This window comes from Micromonospora sp. NPDC049301 (assembly GCF_040678715.1).
In the GTDB taxonomy this organism is placed as follows: domain Bacteria; phylum Actinomycetota; class Actinomycetes; order Mycobacteriales; family Micromonosporaceae; genus Micromonospora.
Genome location: NZ_JBFAQO010000001.1, coordinates 200,576 through 219,957, shown reverse-complemented (window position 1 = coordinate 219,957; position 19,382 = coordinate 200,576). Strand labels below are relative to the sequence as shown.

Annotated in this window: 17 protein-coding genes and 2 tRNA genes; 5 read left to right on the top strand and 14 right to left on the bottom strand. The window is 69.4% G+C overall.

Annotated features, from left to right (window positions below):
* Nucleotides 1–109: 109 nt before the first annotated feature.
* The gene (locus AB0K07_RS01055; protein WP_363749986.1) at nucleotides 110–814 is read left to right on the top strand and encodes a VOC family protein; all 705 of its coding nucleotides are present in this window, start codon (nucleotides 110–112) and stop codon (nucleotides 812–814) included.
* A gap of 231 nt (nucleotides 815–1,045) precedes the next feature.
* Complete coding sequence (locus tag AB0K07_RS01050; RefSeq protein ID WP_363749985.1) at nucleotides 1,046–2,014, top strand: alpha/beta hydrolase; 969 nt, start codon at nucleotides 1,046–1,048, stop codon at nucleotides 2,012–2,014.
* A 149-nt stretch (nucleotides 2,015–2,163) separates the two neighbouring features.
* Here the strand turns inward: AB0K07_RS01050 and AB0K07_RS01045 are convergent, their stop codons facing one another.
* From AB0K07_RS01045 to gyrB, 8 genes are all read right to left on the bottom strand, one after another.
* Nucleotides 2,164–3,369 carry an MFS transporter gene (locus AB0K07_RS01045; RefSeq protein WP_363749984.1) on the bottom strand — a complete coding sequence of 402 codons (1,206 nt, stop codon included), beginning with the start codon at nucleotides 3,367–3,369 and terminating at the stop codon, nucleotides 2,164–2,166.
* A gap of 345 nt (nucleotides 3,370–3,714) precedes the next feature.
* Entirely contained in the window at nucleotides 3,715–4,080 is a 366-nt protein-coding gene (locus AB0K07_RS01040) for a hypothetical protein (RefSeq protein WP_363749983.1), read from the bottom strand.
* Between the two features lie 172 nt (nucleotides 4,081–4,252).
* A tRNA-Ala gene (locus AB0K07_RS01035) sits at nucleotides 4,253–4,328 on the bottom strand.
* Between the two features lie 45 nt (nucleotides 4,329–4,373).
* Complete coding sequence (locus AB0K07_RS01030) at nucleotides 4,374–4,502, bottom strand: DLW-39 family protein (RefSeq protein ID WP_363749982.1); 129 nt, start codon at nucleotides 4,500–4,502, stop codon at nucleotides 4,374–4,376.
* A gap of 42 nt (nucleotides 4,503–4,544) precedes the next feature.
* Nucleotides 4,545–4,618, bottom strand: a tRNA-Ile gene (locus AB0K07_RS01025).
* Nucleotides 4,619–4,768: 150 nt separating this feature from the next.
* Entirely contained in the window at nucleotides 4,769–5,674 is a 906-nt protein-coding gene (locus AB0K07_RS01020) for a DUF3566 domain-containing protein (protein WP_363749981.1), read from the bottom strand.
* 4 nt (nucleotides 5,675–5,678) lie between these two features.
* Nucleotides 5,679–8,201 carry a DNA gyrase subunit A gene (gene gyrA / locus AB0K07_RS01015; RefSeq protein WP_363749979.1) on the bottom strand — a complete coding sequence of 841 codons (2,523 nt, stop codon included), beginning with the start codon at nucleotides 8,199–8,201 and terminating at the stop codon, nucleotides 5,679–5,681.
* A 130-nt stretch (nucleotides 8,202–8,331) separates the two neighbouring features.
* Complete coding sequence (gene gyrB, locus AB0K07_RS01010; protein WP_355242939.1) at nucleotides 8,332–10,278, bottom strand: DNA topoisomerase (ATP-hydrolyzing) subunit B; 1,947 nt, start codon at nucleotides 10,276–10,278, stop codon at nucleotides 8,332–8,334.
* A gap of 522 nt (nucleotides 10,279–10,800) precedes the next feature.
* Here gyrB and AB0K07_RS01005 point away from each other — a divergent pair.
* A complete protein-coding gene (locus AB0K07_RS01005; protein ID WP_363749977.1) occupies nucleotides 10,801–11,355 on the top strand; it encodes a hypothetical protein in 555 nt (184 codons plus the stop codon).
* Here AB0K07_RS01005 and AB0K07_RS01000 read toward each other — a convergent pair.
* Nucleotides 11,340–11,843 (bottom strand): MarR family transcriptional regulator, encoded by a 504-nt coding sequence (locus tag AB0K07_RS01000; protein ID WP_363749975.1) that lies wholly within the window; start codon nucleotides 11,841–11,843, stop codon nucleotides 11,340–11,342. The genes AB0K07_RS01005 and AB0K07_RS01000 overlap by 16 nt on opposite strands.
* Nucleotides 11,844–11,964: 121 nt before the next feature.
* On the opposite strand from AB0K07_RS01000, the gene AB0K07_RS00995 reads away from it, so the two are divergent.
* Nucleotides 11,965–12,189, top strand: a complete 225-nt coding sequence (locus AB0K07_RS00995) for a hypothetical protein (RefSeq protein WP_363749973.1) — start codon at nucleotides 11,965–11,967, stop codon at nucleotides 12,187–12,189.
* 9 nt (nucleotides 12,190–12,198) lie between these two features.
* Here the strand turns inward: AB0K07_RS00995 and AB0K07_RS00990 are convergent, their stop codons facing one another.
* The 5 genes from AB0K07_RS00990 to dnaA all read right to left on the bottom strand — a co-directional run bounded on the left by AB0K07_RS00990 (nucleotide 12,199) and on the right by dnaA (nucleotide 18,605).
* A complete protein-coding gene (locus AB0K07_RS00990; RefSeq protein WP_363749972.1) occupies nucleotides 12,199–12,807 on the bottom strand; it encodes a DciA family protein in 609 nt (202 codons plus the stop codon).
* Nucleotides 12,797–13,930 (bottom strand): DNA replication/repair protein RecF, encoded by a 1,134-nt coding sequence (gene recF, locus AB0K07_RS00985; protein WP_363749970.1) that lies wholly within the window; start codon nucleotides 13,928–13,930, stop codon nucleotides 12,797–12,799. Before recF ends, AB0K07_RS00990 begins: the two co-directional genes overlap by 11 nt.
* A gap of 16 nt (nucleotides 13,931–13,946) precedes the next feature.
* The gene (gnd, locus tag AB0K07_RS00980) at nucleotides 13,947–14,819 is read right to left on the bottom strand and encodes a phosphogluconate dehydrogenase (NAD(+)-dependent, decarboxylating) (RefSeq protein WP_363749968.1); all 873 of its coding nucleotides are present in this window, start codon (nucleotides 14,817–14,819) and stop codon (nucleotides 13,947–13,949) included.
* A 40-nt stretch (nucleotides 14,820–14,859) separates the two neighbouring features.
* Entirely contained in the window at nucleotides 14,860–15,993 is a 1,134-nt protein-coding gene (dnaN, locus tag AB0K07_RS00975) for a DNA polymerase III subunit beta (RefSeq protein WP_363749967.1), read from the bottom strand.
* 785 nt (nucleotides 15,994–16,778) lie between these two features.
* On the bottom strand, nucleotides 16,779–18,605 hold the full coding sequence (gene dnaA / locus AB0K07_RS00970; protein WP_363749965.1) for a chromosomal replication initiator protein DnaA: 1,827 nt from the start codon (nucleotides 18,603–18,605) through the stop codon (nucleotides 16,779–16,781).
* Nucleotides 18,606–19,235: 630 nt separating this feature from the next.
* Here dnaA and rpmH point away from each other — a divergent pair.
* Complete coding sequence (gene rpmH, locus AB0K07_RS00965) at nucleotides 19,236–19,373, top strand: 50S ribosomal protein L34 (RefSeq protein ID WP_007453904.1); 138 nt, start codon at nucleotides 19,236–19,238, stop codon at nucleotides 19,371–19,373.
* The last annotated feature ends 9 nt before the right edge of the window (nucleotides 19,374–19,382 follow it).

Here is a 19,382-nt window from a genome sequence, read left to right as displayed (position 1 = left end):
TCCTCCTACCCCGACCGCCTTCGACCATGCGAAGCCCCCTCGGCCTCGATGACGCTCGGGAGACCGAAACTGCGTTGTTGTCCTGGTGGCCCGTGTCTACGGTGCAGTGATGCTCTCGCGAATGCTGACGGTGACCTTCGATGCGCACGAGCCGGCTCGCCTGGCGCAGTTCTGGGCCGGCATGCTCGGCCGGGAGGTCGTCGAGAACGCGGGTGGCGCGCTCCTGCCTGGCGATGAGACCCAGGTCAGCCTCCAGTTCGTCCCGAGCCCCGCGAGGAAGGTGGGGCCGAACCGCATCCACCTTCACCTGACCAGCGCCCGCGACGACGACCAGCAGCACACGGTGGATACGGCGCTGAAGCTCGGTGGCGGCCACCTCGACGTCGGGCAGCGCCCCGAGGAGGGGCACATCGTCCTGGCCGACCCCGAGGGCAACGAGTTCTGCGTGATCGAGGCGGGCAACGGCTTCCTCGCCGGGTGTGGCCTGCTCGGGGAACTCGCCTGCGACGGCAACCGGGAGGTCGGTCTCTTCTGGAGCGAGGCGCTGGGCTGGCCGCTGGTGTGGGACCAGGACCAGGAGACCGCGATCCAGTCACCGCACGGCGGCACGAAGGTCGCGTGGGGAGGCCCACCCGTGGCCCCGAAAAAGGGGAGGAACCGGCAGCGCTTCGACCTCGCCCCGGCCGGTGGCGATCAGCAAGCGGAGGTCGAGCGGTTGGTCTCGCTCGGGGCGACTCGGCTCGAGGTCGCTGAGGACGGCGCCGTCATGCTGGCAGATCCCGACGGCAACGAGTTCTGCGTCCGAGGGAGCTGACTCGACAGCGGGATCAACCGAGGAAAGTGCTGGTGGAGCCCAGGGGACTCGAACCCCTAACCCCTGCCGTGCAAGGTTCTTTGCGTCGCAGACCCGCCGGCTGTCAGCCGAACAGAGGAAGGTCAACGACAACCACGTCCGTGGCCGTCGGCGTTGTGGCAGCGTCACCCAAGAGGGCGTGACGGAAGTGGCACTCCTGTGCCGTGATCTGCGGTGAGAGGAGATCCCTACATGAGCGCATCGTCCACCGGCCTGCGCCCCGCGGAGGGCCCCGGCTCCGTCTCGCAGGCTCCGAACCTGCCGGACGGGTTCACGGACACGTTCACCAGCCGGTACGTCGATGCCGGGGCACTGCGTCTGCACGCGGTCATCGGAGGCGACGGGCCGCCGCTGCTGCTGGTACACGGCTGGCCCCAGACCTGGTACGCATGGCGGCTGATGATGCCGGCGCTGGCCGAGAACTTCGAGGTGATCGCGGTCGATCAGCGTGGTATGGGGCTGTCCGACAAGCCCCGGGACGGCTACGACACCGCAACCGTCGCAAACGACCTTGTGGCGTTGATGGACGCGCTCGGCCACCAGCGGTTCGCCATGGTCGGCTGCGACACCGGACTGCTCATCGGCTACGCCCTGGCCGCTGATCACCCCGACCGGGTCGACCGCCTGGCCCTCGGGGAAGCCCCTCTTCCGGGCGTGTCTCCCACGCCGCCGCTGTTCCTTCCCGCGCCGCTCAACGAACGCCTGTGGCACATCCCGTTCAACGCACTTCCAGAGGTCAACGAGAAGCTCGTCAGCGGGCGGGAGGACATCTTCTTCGGCGCGAAGTTTTCGGCCGCGGCCGGAAAGAAAAACCTGTCCACCGACGCCATCAAGTACTACGTCGACCTCCTCGCGGCCGACCCGGAGGCGCTGCGCGCCAGCTTCGAGCTCTACCGCGCTTTCCCGGTGAGCCAGGCGCAGAACGAGCAGCGCAAGACCCGGCGGCTGACGATGCCCATCCTGGCGATCGGCGGAGCGGAAAGCTTCGGCGAACAGGTCGGCAAGTGGATGGACCTCGTCGCGGACGACGTGCAAACCGTGGTCCTGCCCGACTGCGCACACTGGGTCGCCGAGCAGGCTCCGGACGCGATGCTCGCCGCCCTGATCGGGTTCCTGGCCCCGTACCGGGACGGGTGGCTCGCGGCCCGCAATTCGCGCTGAGCTACTACTGAGCCGGCCGACGGGCGGACTGGACGGCCCGTCAGAGGTGCGTGAACAGCCGTAGATCCGGATGCCGTGCCGGTGCTTTCTTTGCCTGAGCACCCGGCCCCGAACACCGGGGTAACGCTGCTCGGGGCCGGGTGGGGTTGTTAGGCCGTTGCTTCGCGCAATCGGTGCCAGGCGAGGGTGGTGACCGCTGTCATCACCACGGCGGCGATCCAGAACGGTATGGTGATCTCCCAGACGCTGGCGAACAGACCGCCGAGGAGAGAGCCCAGCGCGGCTCCGCCGAGGTCGAGCAGTGCGTATACGCTGCCGACCCGACCGCGCAGATGTGCGGGCACCGTCCGCTGCCGGACGGAGGCGACGGTGATGCCCCAGACCATTGCGTGGATGCTGAATACGACCAGGATGACTGCGGCCACCCAGGGTGTCGTCGTGGTCGCCAGGGTCACGTGCGTGACGCCCTCGATGACTAGGCCGGCACGTAGCACCGTCGTGTTCCCGAAGGCTCGGGTGAGTTTGGCGGCGACTGTCGTACCGAACAGGCCGCCGACCGCGAAAGCGGTCAGTAGGAAGCCGTAGCCGACGTCGGACAGGTCCAGTCGCTGCCGGCAGTAGAGGACGAACACCGCGAACGCGGCACCGAACGCGATGTTGCCTAGGCCCATGGTGATGGCGAGGGTCCGCAGCAGCCGGTGCCGCCACAACCACCGCACACCAGCTGCGATCTCGCCGTGCAACGAGACCCGCGGCTGGGGTTGCTCGGGTGCGGGAACCGATCGGATACCCGCTATCAGAGCTGCGGCCACGGCGAACGTGAACGCGTCGAGCCCGAACGGTACGGCGGCGGAGATGACGAACAACCACGCGCCCAGCGGTTTGGCGACGAACTGGTTTCCGATGGTGAAGCTCGCGTAGAGCCGGGCATTGGCGCTGGGCAGCTTCTCGGGTGCGACCACCGACGGAAGTAAGGCACCCATGGCGGTGTCCGCGAGGGTTTCTCCGGTACCGAGCAGAAAGAGCACCGTGTAGATGATGGGCACGGTGACGGTTTCGGTCGCGATGGTGGCCGCCAACCCGGCTAGGGCGGCGGCACGTACCAGGTTGACGGCTACGACCAGCTGGCGCCGGTCGAGGCGGTCGACGTAGGCGCCGCTGATCAGAGCGAACAGCAGCCAGGGCAGCTGCTGGGCGAAGGCGGCTCCGGCGATGAGGGCCGGATTGTCACTGACGGAGGCGACCAACAGAGGGCCGGCAGCCATGGTGACACCGTCGCCGATGTTGGACACCGCCGAAGCGGTCCACAGTTTGGTGAAATCCGCGCCCAGACGCGCGGATACAAGGGCACGCAAAAGAGCTCCTCAAGCCAAGAAAGGGAAACGGTCGTAGGACCGCTCCGCGGCGAGGAGCACCGCACCGCCGGCTAGATCTCTCCGGCGGCGAACGATCAGTGTCCGGTGTGCTCTCGCGGCGAAGCGGGGACCGTGACCATGGCGAGGCGCATCTCAGCTCCTAACTGTGGATCAATAGCCCGAGCAGGGTAGCCGGGGTGCCGTTGCGGCTCAAGCGGATACGGGCATGACCGGCCGGGCGACGAGGTCAAGGCAGGAAGCGCGCGACTGTTCGTGCCCCTGGCGACCGTCCGGGGTACCGACTACTGGCACGTGGATGGCACGGCAACTGGCGAGGTTTGTAACTCACTCCTCCGACCAGGAGTGAGGCTCGATCACCCACGGCTCGCCGGGGTTCTTCCGGAAAGCGGACTGGCCGAGCGGGAGGCTGGCGAGTTGGGCCACCGATGAGTTCAGTTCGATGACATGCCTGATGCATGTCGCGACTACTGCGTCAGGCTGGTTCGGGTCGTTGACGCCGTCGCCGACCATCCATGAGTTGGCGTCGGTGTGGATCACCTCGCGGGCTGGCTCTCTGCCCTCCAACACGGTGCGCTGCACGACTGCCCCCAGATTGTCTGGGAACCGGTCCCCGCTAAAGGGGAAGGGCAGGAATCTGAACATCTCATGCTGATCCGAGTGCCCGGAGGTCTGGGTGGTGTGATCGTCCACCGCGACACCATAGGCCCTGCCCCCCCCGGATAGGTGCCAAAGACTGCGGCGCATGGTCGGGGTCCTGCCGGCGCGGGCTCGTCAAGCTGCCTCGGCCATCGATCGCCTGCTAAGCGAGGAGGGGACGGCGTGACCGCTTGGCTGCACTCGGGAGGTCAACCAAAGGAAGTGCTGGTGGAGCCCAGGGGACTCGAACCCCTAACCCCTGCCTTGCAAAGGCAGTGCTCTGCCAGTTGAGCTAGGGCCCCGTGGGCGGCTGCGGCGGTTGCCGATCGCTCGCCGCCGGGCCGACGTCAGCGCAGGTCGGGTGAGGTGGTCGCCTCGTGCCACAGGGCGCGCTCGTCGTTGGCGGCCTTCACCTTGTTGAACACGACGGCGGCCACGCCGACGACGCCGGCCAGAATCAGCAGCTTCTTGAACATGGGGCGACCCCTCGCGCTCGACTACCGTCGGACGACGTGCGGTGGGGCTAGATGGAATCGAACCATCGACCTCAGAGTTATCAGCTCTGCGCTCTAACCGACTGAGCTATAGCCCCGCGTTGCGACGAGCAAGATTAACCCATCCGCCGTGCCGGCCCCAAATCGGGGTCCGCGCCCGCGAGCCGGGTCGTCGCCGCCTGCAAAACCTACCTGAGTACGGGACGCCGGAGCGACCGCATTCCGCGGTGCCCCGGCGTCCCGGTCGCTCAGTCCCGCTCTGCGAGGGTCAACTCGACCCCGCCGACCAGGTCGGCGCAGACGTTGTAGACGAACGCCCCCAGCGTGGCCAGCGCGGTGAACAGCACCACGTTGACCAGGCCGATCAGCGCCGAGCTGAGGATCACGCCCTTGGCGGTGATCTGGAAGCCGCTGGTGCTCTGCCCCCCGCCGGCGTTCACCAGGTCGCTCAGGCTGTCGTTGACGCTCTGGAACACACCCATCGCGTCCAGCGCCAGGTAGAGCACCGAGGTGGCGACCACCACGACGATGAAGAGCACCACCGAGACGGCGAACGCGAACTTCATCACGGACCAGGGGTCGATCCGCTTCAGGTTCAGCCGGGCCCGGCGCGGTCCGCGGGACGCGGCCGAGGTGACCGAGGTACGCGCGGCGCGTACCGCCTCACCGACCCGGGCCGCCCCGACAGCGGACGCGTTGCCGATCCCCGGTGGCAGGCCACCGCCGCTGGCCGGGCGGCTGGCACCGGTGGTACGCCCCGAGTCCGGCTGCGGCTGTGTCATGCCGGGCGTGATCCGGGGCTGGGTGCCGGTGGTCCCGCTCGACGCCGCCTGGCCGGCCCGGACACTGATCGGCTGGGTGGTCGTGGGACGGGCCGGGGTCGCCGCCGGCGCCGGAGGCGCGTCGGCGGACGCCGGCGCCTCGACGCCGGCCGTCTCGGTCTTGTCGCCCGACCCACCGTCCTCGCCGGGCTGGTCCGGCGGTGGTGTCATGCCGGGAGCCCGGGTGAATTTCGGGGCAGGCGCGTCGGCGGGGACCGTTGCCCGGCCCACGGCCGCGCGGCCGGTCGCTGGTGTGCCGCCCTTGGCGGCCTCCTCGTCGACCGGGTTGGCCGAGGTCCCCGTGTTCCCCGACTTCGCCTGTGTCTCCGTCATTCAACTAGTCCTGTTCGTCGGGTTCGTCGGCATTGCGAGCAATGGCCACGATAGTCACGCCGTCCGGGAGGTCCATCAGCTTGACCCCCATTGTGTTCCGGTCACGCGTTCGGCGTACAGGCTTCACCGGAGTCCGGATGACACCACCGTTGCTGGTGATCGCGAACAGCTCGTCGTCCGGGTCGATCACCACAGCGCCGACCAGACCACCGCGCCGCTCGGTGATCTTCGCAGTCAACACGCCCTTACCTCCCCGGCCCTGCACCGGGTATTCCTCGATCGGGGTACGTTTCGCGTATCCCCCGTTCGTGGCCACCAGAACGTCCAAACCCTCGCGAACGACCTCCATGGCGAGCAGGACGTCGTCGTCCGTGAAGCGCATGCCGATCACGCCCGAGGTGGCCCGGCCCATCGGCCGCAGCGCCTCGTCGGAGGCGTTGAACCGGATCGCCTGCGCCTTCTTGGAGACCAGCAGCAGGTCGTTCTCCGGCGCCACGAGCGCAGCACCGACCAGCTCGTCCTCATCGCGCAGGTTGATCGCGATGATTCCGCCGGAACGGTTGGAGTCGAACTCCTCGAGCCGCGTCTTCTTCACCAGGCCGTTCTTCGTGGCCAGTACCAGATAGGGGGCTACCTGGTAGTTCGGGATTTCGATGATCTGCGCGATCTGCTCGTCTGGCAGGAAGGCGAGCAGGTTGGCCACGTGCTGGCCCTTGGCTACCCTACTGGCCTCCGGCAACTCGTACGCCTTGGCCCGGTAGACGCGGCCCTTGTTCGTGAAGAACAGGATCCAGTCGTGGGTTGAGCATACGAAGAAGTGGCTGACAATGTCGTCCTGCCGCAGAGTTGCGCCGCTGACTCCCTTGCCGCCCCGCCGCTGCGAGCGGTAGAGATCGACCTTGGTCCGCTTGGCGTACCCCGTCCGGGTGATCGTGACGACCACGTCCTCCCGGGCGATGAGGTCCTCCATGGAGACCTCGCCGTCGAACGGGATGATCTGCGTTCGCCGCTCGTCGCCCCACTTGGCGACGATCTCGCCCAGCTCCTCCGAGACGATCCTGCGCTGCCGCTCCGGCTTGGCGAGGATGTCCTTGAGGTCGGCGATCTCGATCTCGAGCTTGGCGAGGTCGTCCAGGATCCGCTGCCGCTCCAGAGCCGCGAGGCGGCGCAGCTGCATGTCCAGGATCGCGGTCGCCTGGATCTCGTCGATCTCCAGCAGCCGGATCAGGCCCTGCCGGGCGTCATCCACGGTCGGCGAGCGCCGGATCAGGGCGATCACCTCGTCCAGCGCGTCCAGTGCCTTGGACAGACCGCGCAGGATGTGCGCCCGCTCCTCGGCCTTGCGCAGGCGGAACGCGGTCCGCCGGCGGATCACGTCGATCTGGTGCTCGACGTAGTAGCGGATGAACTGCGCCAGGTTGAGCGTGCGCGGCACCCCGTCGACCAGGGCCAGCATGTTGGCGCCGAAGGTCTCCTGGAGCTGGGTGTGCTTGTAGAGGTTGTTCAGCACGACCTTGGCGACCGCGTCGCGCTTGAGCACGAGCACGATCCGCATGCCGGTACGACCGGAGGACTCGTCGCGGATGTCGGCGATCCCCGCGAGCTTGCCCTCCTTGATCAGCTCGGCGATCCGCTCGGCGAGGTTGTCCGGGTTGACCTGGTAGGGCAGCTCGCTGACGACCAGGCACGGCCGGCCGCGCTTGTCCTCCTCGACCTCCACCACGGCGCGCATCCGGATCGAGCCGCGACCGGTGCGGTACGCGTCCTGGATAGCGGTGGTGCCGACGATGAGGCCGTGGGTCGGGAAGTCCGGGCCCTTGACGATGCCGAGCAGGGCTTCGAGGGTGGTCTCCTCGTCCTCCTCCGGGTGCTCCAGGCACCACTGCACCGCCGCGCCGATCTCCCGCAGGTTGTGCGGCGGGATCTTGGTGGCCATGCCGACCGCGATGCCCTCGGAGCCGTTCACCAGCAGGTTGGGGATCCGCGACGGCAGGATGGTGGGCTCCTTGGCCCGGCCGTCGTAGTTGTCCTGGAGGTCGACGGTGTCCTCGTCGATGTCCCGCAGCATCTCCATGGCCAGCGGGTCGAGCTTGCACTCCGTGTACCGCATGGCGGCGGCCGGGTCGTTGCCCGGGGAGCCGAAGTTGCCGTTGCCGTCGACCAGCGGATACCGCAGCGACCAGGGCTGCGCCATCCGGACCAGCGCGTCGTAGATCGCCGAGTCGCCGTGCGGGTGGAACTGGCCCATCACGTCGCCGACGACCCGGGAACACTTCACGTAGCCGCGGTCCGGGCGGTAGCCCGAGTCGAACATCGCGTACAGGATCTTGCGGTGGACCGGCTTGAGCCCGTCCCGGACGTCCGGCAGCGCGCGACCGACGATGACGCTCATGGCGTAGTCGAGGTAGGAGCGCTGCATCTCCACCTCGAGCCCGACCGGTTCGATCCGGTCGTGCGCGACCACGGCGGCGATGGCGTCGGCGGGGACCTCGGGCTCGTTCGGTGTGGACTCGGGGGAATCGGTCACTGTATACCCTTATCAGACTCAGAGTCGTTTTCGTGCTGTGGATAACGGCTGTGGATACCGGCCAAGCTGTGGATAACTCTGTGGATCGGCGGGTCGGCCGGGTTCACCCCGGCCGACCCACCAAGCTCCGTCAGATGTCCAGGAACCGCACGTCCTTGGCGTTGCGCTGAATGAACGACCGGCGCGCCTCGACGTCCTCACCCATCAGCACGCTGAACAACTCGTCGGCGGTCGCCGCGTCGTCGAGCGTGACCTGACGCAGAGTACGCGTTGCCGGGTTCATCGTGGTTTCCCACAGCTCGGGATAGTTCATCTCGCCGAGGCCCTTGAACCGCTGAATGTCGTCCGGCTTGGCGTTCGGCTTCTTCTGCTGGCGCAGCGCGATCAGCCCGTCCCGCTCACGGTCGGAGTAGGCGTACTGCGCGTCGTCGCCCTTCTTGTTCCACTTGATCTTGTACAGCGGTGGCGCGGCCAGGTAGACGTGGCCCAGCTCGACCAGCGGACGCATGAAGCGGAACAGCAGGGTGAGCAGCAGCGTCTGGATGTGCTGGCCGTCGACGTCCGCGTCGGCCATCAGCACCACCTTGTGGTACCGCAGCTTCTCCATGTCGAAATCGTCGTGGATGCCGGTGCCCAGCGCGGTGATCAGCGCCTGGACCTCGTTGTTCTTCAGCACCCGGTCGATCCGGGCCTTCTCCACGTTGAGGATCTTGCCGCGGATCGGCAGGATCGCCTGGGTCCGCGGGTCCCGGCCCTGCTTGGCCGAACCACCGGCCGAGTCGCCCTCGACGATGAACACCTCGGACTCGCGCGGGTCGGTGGACTGGCAGTCGGCCAGCTTGCCCGGCATCGAACCGGACTCCAGCAGCGACTTGCGCCGGGCCAGCTTGCGCGCCTGCTGCGCGGCGATCCGGGCCCGGGCCGCCTGGGACGCCTTCTGGATGATCGTCTTGGCCTCGGCCGGGTTGCGGTCGAACCAGTCGACAAGCCGGTCGTTGCAGACCCGCTGCACGAAGCTCTTCACCGGGGTGTTGCCCAGCTTGGTCTTGGTCTGGCCCTCGAACTGCGGGTTGGTCAGCTTGACCGAGATGATCGCGGCCAAGCCCTCGCGGATGTCCTCGCCGGAGAGCTTCTCGTCGCCCTTGAGTAGCTTCTTGTCGGTGCCGTACCGGTTGACCACGCTGGTCAGCGCGGACCGGAAGCCCTCCTCGTGGGTGCCGCCCTCGTGCGTGTTGATGTTGTTGGCGAAGGTGTAGACCGACTCGCCGTACGACTCGTTCCACTGCATGGCGATCTCGAGGGACATGCCCTCCTCCTCGGCCTCGAACTCGACCACCGTCTTGTGCATCGGGTTCTTGGAGGCGTTGAGGTGTCGGACGAAGTCGGCGATACCGCCGTCGTAGCGGAAGGTGACCTCGCGGGTCTTGCCGTCCTCGTCCTCAGGGACCCGCTCGTCGAGCAGGTGGATGGTGATGCCCCGGTTGAGGAAGGCCATCTCCTGCAGGCGTCGGTAGATGGTCTGGAAGTCGAAGTCGATCGTCTCGAAGACGTCCGGGTCGGGCCAGAAGGAGACCGCAGAGCCGGTGCGGTCGGTGGTCTCGCCCTTCTCCAGCGTGGATGGCTTGGAGTGGGTGTACTGCTGCCGCCAGACGAAGCCAGACTTGTGGATCACCACTGCCATCTTCGTCGACAGCGCGTTCACCACGGAGACGCCGACGCCATGCAGGCCGCCGGAGACCGCGTACGCCTTGCCGTCGAACTTGCCACCCGCGTGCAGCACGGTCAGCGCGACCTCGACGCCCGGCTTCTTGAGCTTCGGGTGGAGGTCGACCGGGAAGCCACGGCCGTTGTCGGTGACCTGGACCCCACCGTCGGCGAGCAGTACCACGTCGATGGTGTCGCAGTAGCCGGCCATCGCCTCGTCCACCGCGTTGTCGACGACCTCCCAGACGAGGTGGTGCAGACCGCGCTCGCCGGTGGACCCGATGTACATACCGGGCCGCTTGCGAACCGCCTCCAGCCCCTCGAGAACGGTGATCGACTCTGCGCCGTACTCCTGCTTGTCCTGCGCTGCCACCCTCGGCCACTTTCTCGCGTCGTTCGCGCCGCAGGGGCGCGTCGGGCGCGGGTTCGGCGGACAGGACGCGACGTCGGCGCGCGGACCGGTGCCGGAGACCTCCGGACAGCGGGTCGAACGCGCCGGTCGCCGCGGTTGCCCGCGGATCGCGATCGGCTCGACCCGAAGTGGAGAATGATCCTGGGGCCACCGGCCCCGTCCCTCGCTCCGCACCGGGTCTTCGTCTCACCGTCAATCCTACTGTGCGTGGAGGACAGAACCACCACTCGGCACCCTCAACGAGGCGGCTGAGATGTCCGTAGCCGGCAGAACCCCATTACCCGCGACTCCCCCCACACGCCAGGCTCCGATCGGACGCGCCGCCCCCGAACGGGTTGACCCGCGCCCGGGCGGGTCGGGGGTCGCGGCCGGACCGCCCGTGCCGTACGTTTGCGGCGCCCCGGAAGCGGCCTTGATCTTTACCGGCCAGAACCGGGACGATCGACCCGATCGACCCGACACGTGCTCTTTAAGAGGTGACAGATGGGGCTGGACAACGTCGCGGTGCACTGGCCGCGGACCGGCCGCTTCTACGATCCGGTCGCGCCGGCCGAGTTCGTCGACTTCGGCGAGATCGTCGACGTGCCGCGGATCTCCGCGCCGACGGCGGCGCTCGCCGAGCTGATCGCGAAGACCGGCACCGTCCGGGCGACCGCGTACACCGAACTGGTGGATCTCCTGCTCGGCCTGCAAGGTGTGTTGTACGCCACAGACGCCGCGGCCGAGGACGAGGACCCGGTGATCGACCCGGACGGCTGTGCGTGGATCGCCGGTGGCATCGAACGGTTCGTCGCCGGCCACCGCGCACACGGCGAGGCGGTCACGTTCGAGTCGGTGAGCACCGTGCTGCGCTCGCTGCTCGGTGACGGACGGCTGGCCGAGCAGCAGCTGCGCTGGCTGGAGAGCCGGCTGGACGCGCTGCGCGACGAGAGCGGCGACCCGCCGCAGTGGAACTTCACCTGCGCCGAGCTGGGCGTGCTGGCGGCGTTCTACCGGCGCTGCGCCGAGCGCGGCTTCGCCGTCTACGCCGACGCCTGACCGGCCGGCCCGGGGTCGGCGACGATCTGCTCGCCGCCCCCGGGGCGGTTGGCCGCGGCGATCACCTGGGTCAGCACCGCGTGCAGGTGTTGCAGGTCCTCGACCGGCAACCCGAGCCGCTGCACGATCGCGGCCGGAATCTGCTCGGCCCGGCTGCGCAGCGCCGCCCCGCTGGCGGTGAGGGTGACCGCGAGGCTGCGCTCGTCGGCCGTGTCGCGCTCGCGGCGCAGGTAGCCGGCGGCTTCGAGCCGCTTCAGCAGGGGCGACAGCGTGCCCGGGTCGAGCTGCAACAGCCGGCTGAGGTCACGGCCGGACAGCGGCGCGTGCTGCCAGAGCGCCAGCATGACCAGATACTGCGGATGGGTCAGCCCCATCGGCTCCAGCAACGGCCGGTAGACGGCCACCACGCTGCGCGCCGCCACGGACAGGGCGAAGCAGACCTGTTGCTCCAGCGCCAACGGGTCGACGCCCTCCGGTCGTTCGCTCATCGGTTGCCCTCCCCAGACACAGTGGCTATCGTACCGATCATTGGTACACCAACTGTTGGTGCACCAATGCTCTGTTCGGGGTGATCGGGCGGAGCGACGGCGCGCAGGAAGAGGCGGGCAGATGAGCGACGACGGCTCGGCCACCAGGTCCCCCGGCGAGGGCGGCCGCTTCATGCGTTGGGCGTTCCGGCACCTGGCCGGCCCGCCAGAGGTCGAGGGCGCGGTGCAGGGCGGCTCGGCCGAGGCCCGCGAGCTGTGGAAGCGCGACCTGGCCGAGCGCAAGCGCTACACCCGCGAACAGCGCGAACGGAAGCGGGCCGCCAAGGAGGCCGACCGCCGGAGCTGAGGCGCCCGCTCAGCCGTAGGTGTCCCGCGGCCCCCGACCGCGCACCCGGCGCGGCCCCTTCTGCCAGGACGGCGCGGCCGGGCCGTGGATGTGCAGCTTCCGCACCACGTTGTGGCCGACCTCCTGGGCGATCTGCTTGAGCAGCGAGCCGGCCAGCAGCCGCAGCTGGGTCGCCCAGGCAGTCGAGCGGGCCTCCACGGTCAGCTCACCGTTCTCCAGCTTGACCGGCCGGCTGTGCTGGGCGACCTCCGCGCCCACCACCCGCTCCCAGGCGCCGAAGACCGTGGCCTCGGCCGCCGGCTGCTGCCAGCCACGCGCCTTGACCAACCGGTTCAGCACGGCGCTGAGCGGCTGCGGATCGCGCGGGTCGGGGCCCGGGCCGGAGTAGCCGCGCAGCCGCCGCCCCGAGCCGCCGTCGCCACTCCCGCCACCGCCGGGGGTACGCCGGGCGCGGGCCGCCGCCTGCCGCCGGGACAGCGCCGCGTCGAGCACCGCCCGCGCCAGCTCCGGTCCGCTGGCGGCGGCCGGCTGTCCGCCGCCGGCCGCTTCCGACCCCGGGGTACGCGGCGTCGCGGCATCGCCGGCGTCGGGTTGGTTGGGTCGTGGCTCATCCGACACGGCGTACCGTCCCCTCGCCGACCTGGTAGCGGGTGCCCCGCAGAGCGGCCGGCACGTCGTCGTCCACCGCGCAGGTGACCAGCAGTTGGCTCGCGCCGCCCACCAGCTCCGCCAGCCGCTCCCGGCGCCCGGTGTCCAGCTCGGCGAAGACGTCGTCGAGCACCAGCACCGGCTCGATGCCGTCGGCGCGCAGCAGGTCGTACCCGGCCAGGCGCAGCGCGAGCGCGAACGACCAGGACTCGCCGTGGCTCGCGTACCCCTTGGCGGGCAGCGGACCGAGCGTCAACGCCAGCTCGTCGCGGTGCGGGCCGACCAGGGTGGTGCCCCGTTCGATCTCGGCGGAGCGGGACGCCGCGAGCGCGGCGGTGAGCGCGGCGGCCAGCACGGCACGGTCGGTGGTCGGCTCGGCCAGCTCGATCGAGGGCCGGTAGGCGATGCCCGCGGCGCCACGCCCGGCCGCCACCGCGTCGTACGCCTTGGAGACGTGCGGGGTGAGCGCGGCGACCAGCTCCAGCCGGCCGGCGAGCAGCTCCGCGCCGTGCTGGGCCAGGTGGGTGTCCCAGACGGCGAGCGTGCCGAGGTCGCTACCCCGCGACCCACCGGTCTTGCGGGCCAGGTACGCGGTACGCAGCAGGGCGTTGCGCTGCTTGACCACCCGCTCGTAGTCGGCACGCACGCCGGCGTACCGGGGCTGCCGGTTGACGAGCAGGTCGTCCAGGTAGCGACGGCGCTCGGCCGGGTCGCCCCGGACCAGCTCCAGATCCTCCGGGGCGAAGAGCACCAGCCGCAGGGCGCCCAGCACGTCCCGGGCCCGACGCGCCGGGGAACGGCCCAGCCGGGCCCGGTTGGCCTTGCCGGGCACGATCTCCAACTCGACCAGGAGTTCACGGCCGTCGTGCACGACCGCGCAGCGGATCACCGCCGAGGTCGCACCCATCCGGACCAGTGGCGCGTCCGTGGCGACCCGGTGCGAGTCCAGGGTCGCCACGTAGCCCAGCGCCTCGACGAGGTTCGTCTTGCCGACGCCGTTGGCGCCGGTCAGGACGTTCGCCCCCGGCTGGAGGTCGACGGCCACCCGCTCGTACGAGCGGAAGTCGACCAGTTCCAGCCGGTGGACGTACACAGGGTGTGGATACCGCTCAGCGCTTGTGGACGGCGTGGCCGCCGAACTGCTGACGCAGCGCGGCGACGGCCTTCATGGCGGGCGAGTCGTCCTGCCGGGACGCGAACCGGGCGAACAGCGAGGCGGTGATGACGTTCAGCGGCACGGCCAGCCGGACCGCCTCGTCGACCGTCCACCGGCCCTCGCCGGTGTCCTCGGTGTAGCCGCTCAGCTCGGCCAGCTCCGGGTCCTCGTCGAGCGCGCGGTCCAGCAGGTCGAGCAACCAGGAGCGGACCACGGTGCCCTCACGCCAGGACTTGAACACCCCCGGCACGTTGGTCACCAGCTCGGAGGCCGCCAGCAGCTCGTAGCCCTCGGCGTAGGCGTGCATCAGGCCGTACTCGATGCCGTTGTGCACCATCTTCGAGTAGTGCCCGGCGCCGACCGGCCCGGCGTGCACGAAGCCGAACTCGCCCTCGGGCTTGAGCGCCTCGAAGATCGGCATCAGCCGGTCGACGTGCTCCTGAGCGCCGCCGACCATCAGCGCGTAGCCGTTCTGCCGGCCCCAGACGCCGCCGGAGACGCCGACGTCCAGGTAGCCGATGCCGCGCTCGTTCAGACGCTCGGCCCGCGGGGCGTCGTCGCTGAACCGGGAGTTGCCGCCGTCGATGATGATGTCGCCCTCACCCAGCACCGCGGCGAGCTCGTCGATGGTCGCGTCGGTGACACCGGCGGGCACCATGACCCAGACCGCCCGCGGCGACTCGAGCTTCTCCGCCAGCCCCGCGAGGGTCGCGACGTCACTCAACTGCGCGTTGTGATCGAAGCCGACCACCTCGTGGCCGGCTGCCCGCAACCGCTCCCGCATGTTGCCGCCCATACGGCCGAGTCCTACCAGGCCGAGCTGCATGTGTTCCTACCTCCGTGGATCTGGGTATCGGTGCGCGCGATCAGCGGGACACGCGGATCGGCATGATGAGGTACCGGTACCCCGGAATGACCTCGCCATCCTCGCCGGCGGGCGAGATGACCGCAGGCTTGAAGGCGTCGACGAACGAGAGCATGGCGGTTTGGGAGCCCAGGTTGGCCAAGCCGTCGATGAGGTACTGCGGGTTGAACCCGATGGTCAGCGCGTCGCCGGTGAAGGTGGCCTCCATCGCCTCGCTGGCCCGCGCCTCCTCGGAGCCGCCGGCCTCGACCACCAGCCCGTCGGCGCTGAAGCTGAGCAGCACCGGGGTGGTCCGCTCGGCGACCAGCGCGACCCGCTTGACCACCTCGATCAGGGTGCTGACCGACACCCGGGCCTCGGCGTTGTGGGTGGCCGGGAAGAGCGAGCGCACCGGCGGGTAGTTGGCCCCGTCGAGCAGCCGGCTGGTGGTGCGCCGGGTGCCGCCGGCGAGGCCGACCATGCCCTCGCCCGCCGCGCCCTGGGCGAGGGCGAGGGTGACCTCGCCGCCCAGTGGGCCGAGCGCCTTGGCGGTGTCGTTCAGGGTGCGGGCCGGCACCAGAGCGTTGATGCTCACGTCGGGGTCGTCCGGCCGCCACTGGATCTCGCGCAGCGCCAGCCGGTAGCGGTCGGTGGCGAGCATCGACAGGGTGCTGCCGGAGAGCTCGACGCGGACGCCGGTCATCATCGGCAGCGTCTCGTCGCGGCCCGCGGCGATGGCCACCTGGGAAACGGCGGTGGCGAACGCGGCGGCGTCGACCGTGCCGGCGCTCTGCGGCATCTCGGGCAGCGCGGGGTAGTCCTCCACCGGCATGGTGGGCAGGGTGAACCGGGCGCTGCCGCAGACCAGCTCGAGGTGGGCGCCGACCGCGGCGATGTCCACCGGCTTGGCCGGCAGTGCCTTGGTGATCTCGGCGAGCAGGCGGCCGGAGACCAGCGCGGCGCCGTCGGCGTCGCCCTGCACCTCGACGGTGACCTGGCTGGAGACCTCGTAGTCGAACCCGGAAACCCGCAGGTTGCCGTCGGTGACGCGGAGCATCACCCCGGCCAGCACCGGTACGGACGGCCGGCTCGGCAGGCTCTTCGCGGTCCAGGCCACGGCCTCAGCGAGCGCGTCGCGCTCCACTCGGAACTTCATCAATGCCTCCGCGTCGACGTCAGCGACAACTCTCTCATGCCGACCGCTGCCTACCGTCCCGCCCAACCGTGCGGGTACCCATCGCACTTTAGGGCGCGGGGGCATCGGCTGTGCGCCCGGCCCCGTGGATCGTGTCGATGCTGACCGGCTGGTCCGGCAGCGTTCGGCCCGATCCACAGAAAGTCCAACGGTGATGATTGGTTTTTGTTCTCTTAGAAGAGATAACCCATCGTCTTCATCGCACCTGTGCAAACTGTGGAGAACTTGGGTCCGCGCAGCTCAGACAGGTTATCCACCGGTGATTTGGCTGTGGAGAACCGGGGGTACAACTTCCTTGTGTGTCCACAGCCCGGCGACGGCGGTCGGTTGTCCACCGTTGTCCACCGGTTGTCCACCGGTAATCCACCGACTTTCTCCCCAAGCCTGTGGATCGCCAAGAAGATCACCATTGGCGTCATCCCCAGAACCTTCAACAGGTCGTACACAGGGCGATGATCACCGGTGGACAACCACACCGTTGTCCCCAGGCATCCACAGCGTCGTACACAGGGTTTCTCCACAGCCTGTGGGTAACTGGCGGAGGACGGACCGTAGTTATCCACCGACGGTGGATAGCGAGCTGTGGACAACGAGTGAGGATCGAAGCGGTCACGGCGTCGATGCTGTGGTCTGCACCATGTCGAGGGTCAAGCCACAGACCCTCCGGGGCCGAAAAAGAACGCCCGACCGGATGTCCGGTCGGGCGTGTCCCGTCGCTGTGCGCCGTGGCGATGGCGTCGTACGCCTCAGGTGTTCTGCTTGATCCGGTTGGTCAGCTCGGCGATCTGGTTGTAGAGCGAGCGCCGCTCGGCCATCTGCTGGCGGATCTTGCGGTCGGCGTGCATGACAGTGGTGTGGTCCCGGCCACCGAAGGCCTGCCCGATCCGGGGCAGCGACAACTCGGTCAACTCCCGGCACAGGTACATGGCCACCTGGCGGGCGTTGACCAGCACCCGGGAACGGGACTGACCCCGCAGGTCCTCCAGGCTCACCCCGAAGTAGTCAGCCGTGGAGACCATGATCTGGTCCGCCGTGATCTCCGGGCCCGCGCCGTCCGGGATGAAGTCCCGCAGGACCTCCTCGGCCAGCGACAGCTCGACGGTCGACCGGGTCAGGCTCGCGAACGCGGTCACCCGGATCAGCGCGCCCTCCAGCTCCCGGATCGAGTTCGACACCCGGGAGGCGATGAACTCCAGGACGTCCGGTGGGGCGTAGAGCCGCTCCTGCGCCGCCTTCTTCTGCAGGATCGCGATCCGCGTCTCCAGATCCGGCGGCTGGATGTCGGCGAGCAGGCCCCACTCGAACCGGGTCCGCAGTCGGTCCTCCAGCGTGGCCAGCTGCTTCGGCGACCGGTCCGACGTGATCACGATCTGCTTGTTGGCGTTGTGCAGCGTGTTGAAGGTGTGGAAGAACTCCTCCTGGGTGCGCTCGCGGTTCTCCAGGAACTGGATGTCGTCGATCAGCAGGATGTCGACGTCGCGGTAGCGCCGCTGGAACGCGCTGGTCTTGTCGTCCCGGAGCGAGTTGATGAAGTCGTTGGTGAACTCCTCGGTCGATACGTACCGCACCGAGCGGGCGTTGCCGAGCGTCGTGGCGTAGTGGCCGATGGCATGCAGCAGGTGCGTCTTGCCCAGCCCCGAGCTGCCGTAGATGAACAGCGGGTTGTACGCCTTCGCCGGTGACTCGGCCACCGCCACGCTCGCCGCATGGGCGAACCGGTTGGACGAGCCGATGACGAACGTCTCGAACATGTACTTCGGGTTGAGCCGGTTGCCGCCGGTGTCGGCGCCGGGCAGCCGGCGGTCGTCGCGGCCCCCGGTCCGATGGTCCACACCACTGCGTCCCGGCCCGCTGTCCGTTCCGCTGTCCCGGGGCAGCGCACGGATCACGTGCTGGTCCCGTGGCGACGCCGCGTCCTCTCGGTAGCGGGGCTCGTAGGGCCGGGTGTCCGGGCCCGGGTCCAGGCGGGCGGCCTGCTCGTCGTAGCCGCGCCGGTCCGGCGCCGGCCGGGGCGTCCGCAGCGGCTCCACGAACGCGGCGCTGAACAACGCCTCCTGCCCGTCGCGGCTGGCCGGAATCAGCCCCGAGCGGTGCCCGTCGGCGGTCGGGGCGAGCGGCGGACCGGACGGGGCCGGTGGCGCGGCCGGCTCGGGCGCGCGCGCCGGGTGCTGCTGTTCGGGGATGAGCGCGTCGGCCGCCGGCCGGGTGGAATGTTCGTCGTCGAGCGAGCCGGCGGGCGGGCCGTCGGCGTCGATCGAGCCCGGCTCCGGGGTGCTGCGGTAGACGGTGCCCGCCGGGCGGCCCGTGGTGTCCTCGGCCACCCGCACGGTGACCGCGACCTGGATCGGCCGGCCGAGCCGCCGGGTGAGCGCCTCGGTGATCGCCGGGCGTAGCCGTGACTCGATCACGTCGCGGGTGAACGCGTCCGGGACGGAGAGCAACGCGGTGTCCTCGACGATCGCCCGCAACCGGGTCAGTCGGAGGTATGCCCGCTGCTGGGCGGAGATGATCTCGTCGGCGAGCTCGTCGGTCGCCGCTAACCACACCGCGGCAAGGTCGGTCGTACCGGCCACCGTCGTGCCACCCCCTCGCCTCTGCTCCCGGCCGCCGCTGTGTGCCAGCCGGCCGTCCCGGGCCCGCCGCGTTCGCGGGTGGAACATCACCCACCCGGACGGTTGACCAGTGGTCTTCCACAGGTTATCCACAGCCTGTGTACCGACCGAATCTGGCCGCCCGCCGGACGCGGGTGGGACCTGCCCCTGCCTGAACGGGCGCTGAAGCGGGTTCACCGTGCCGAACGATTCACTACCGTGTCCGGTCTTGCTGCGCGCGACGACCGGAGCCCGAAGACGCTCACCGCAATCGGGCACGGTAACAGCGTTGTCCCTGCGCCATCAACCGGCGACGCGGCGGGCTCGTTGTCGGCATCAGCGAAAACCGCCCCTTCGGTCCCGGGCGCGCCCCGATCTCCGCCGCCGCGAGGTGTTTGACGGTCATTGCACCCCTGCGTAGGCTGGAGCGGCTGCTCTCTCGCCCTCTGCTAGGGTGATGGGTGCTTGCTGTCCGCGGTCGCATCCCCGCATCGCCGAGGTCCCGCTCCGCCGGGCAGCACCGATCGGTGGCCACCGTCGCGGTGGCCTGGACCACCCCACGACCCCGGCGATCCCGTCGCCCGGGGCGCGTACGAAAACGGAGAGCCTGACGTGAGCAAGCGCACCTACCAGCCGAACAACCGCCGGCGCGCGAAGACCCACGGCTTCCGGCTGCGCATGCGCACCCGTGCCGGCCGTGCCATCCTCTCGAGCCGCCGCGCCAAGGGTCGCACCACCCTGTCGGCCTGAGCCGTCGGG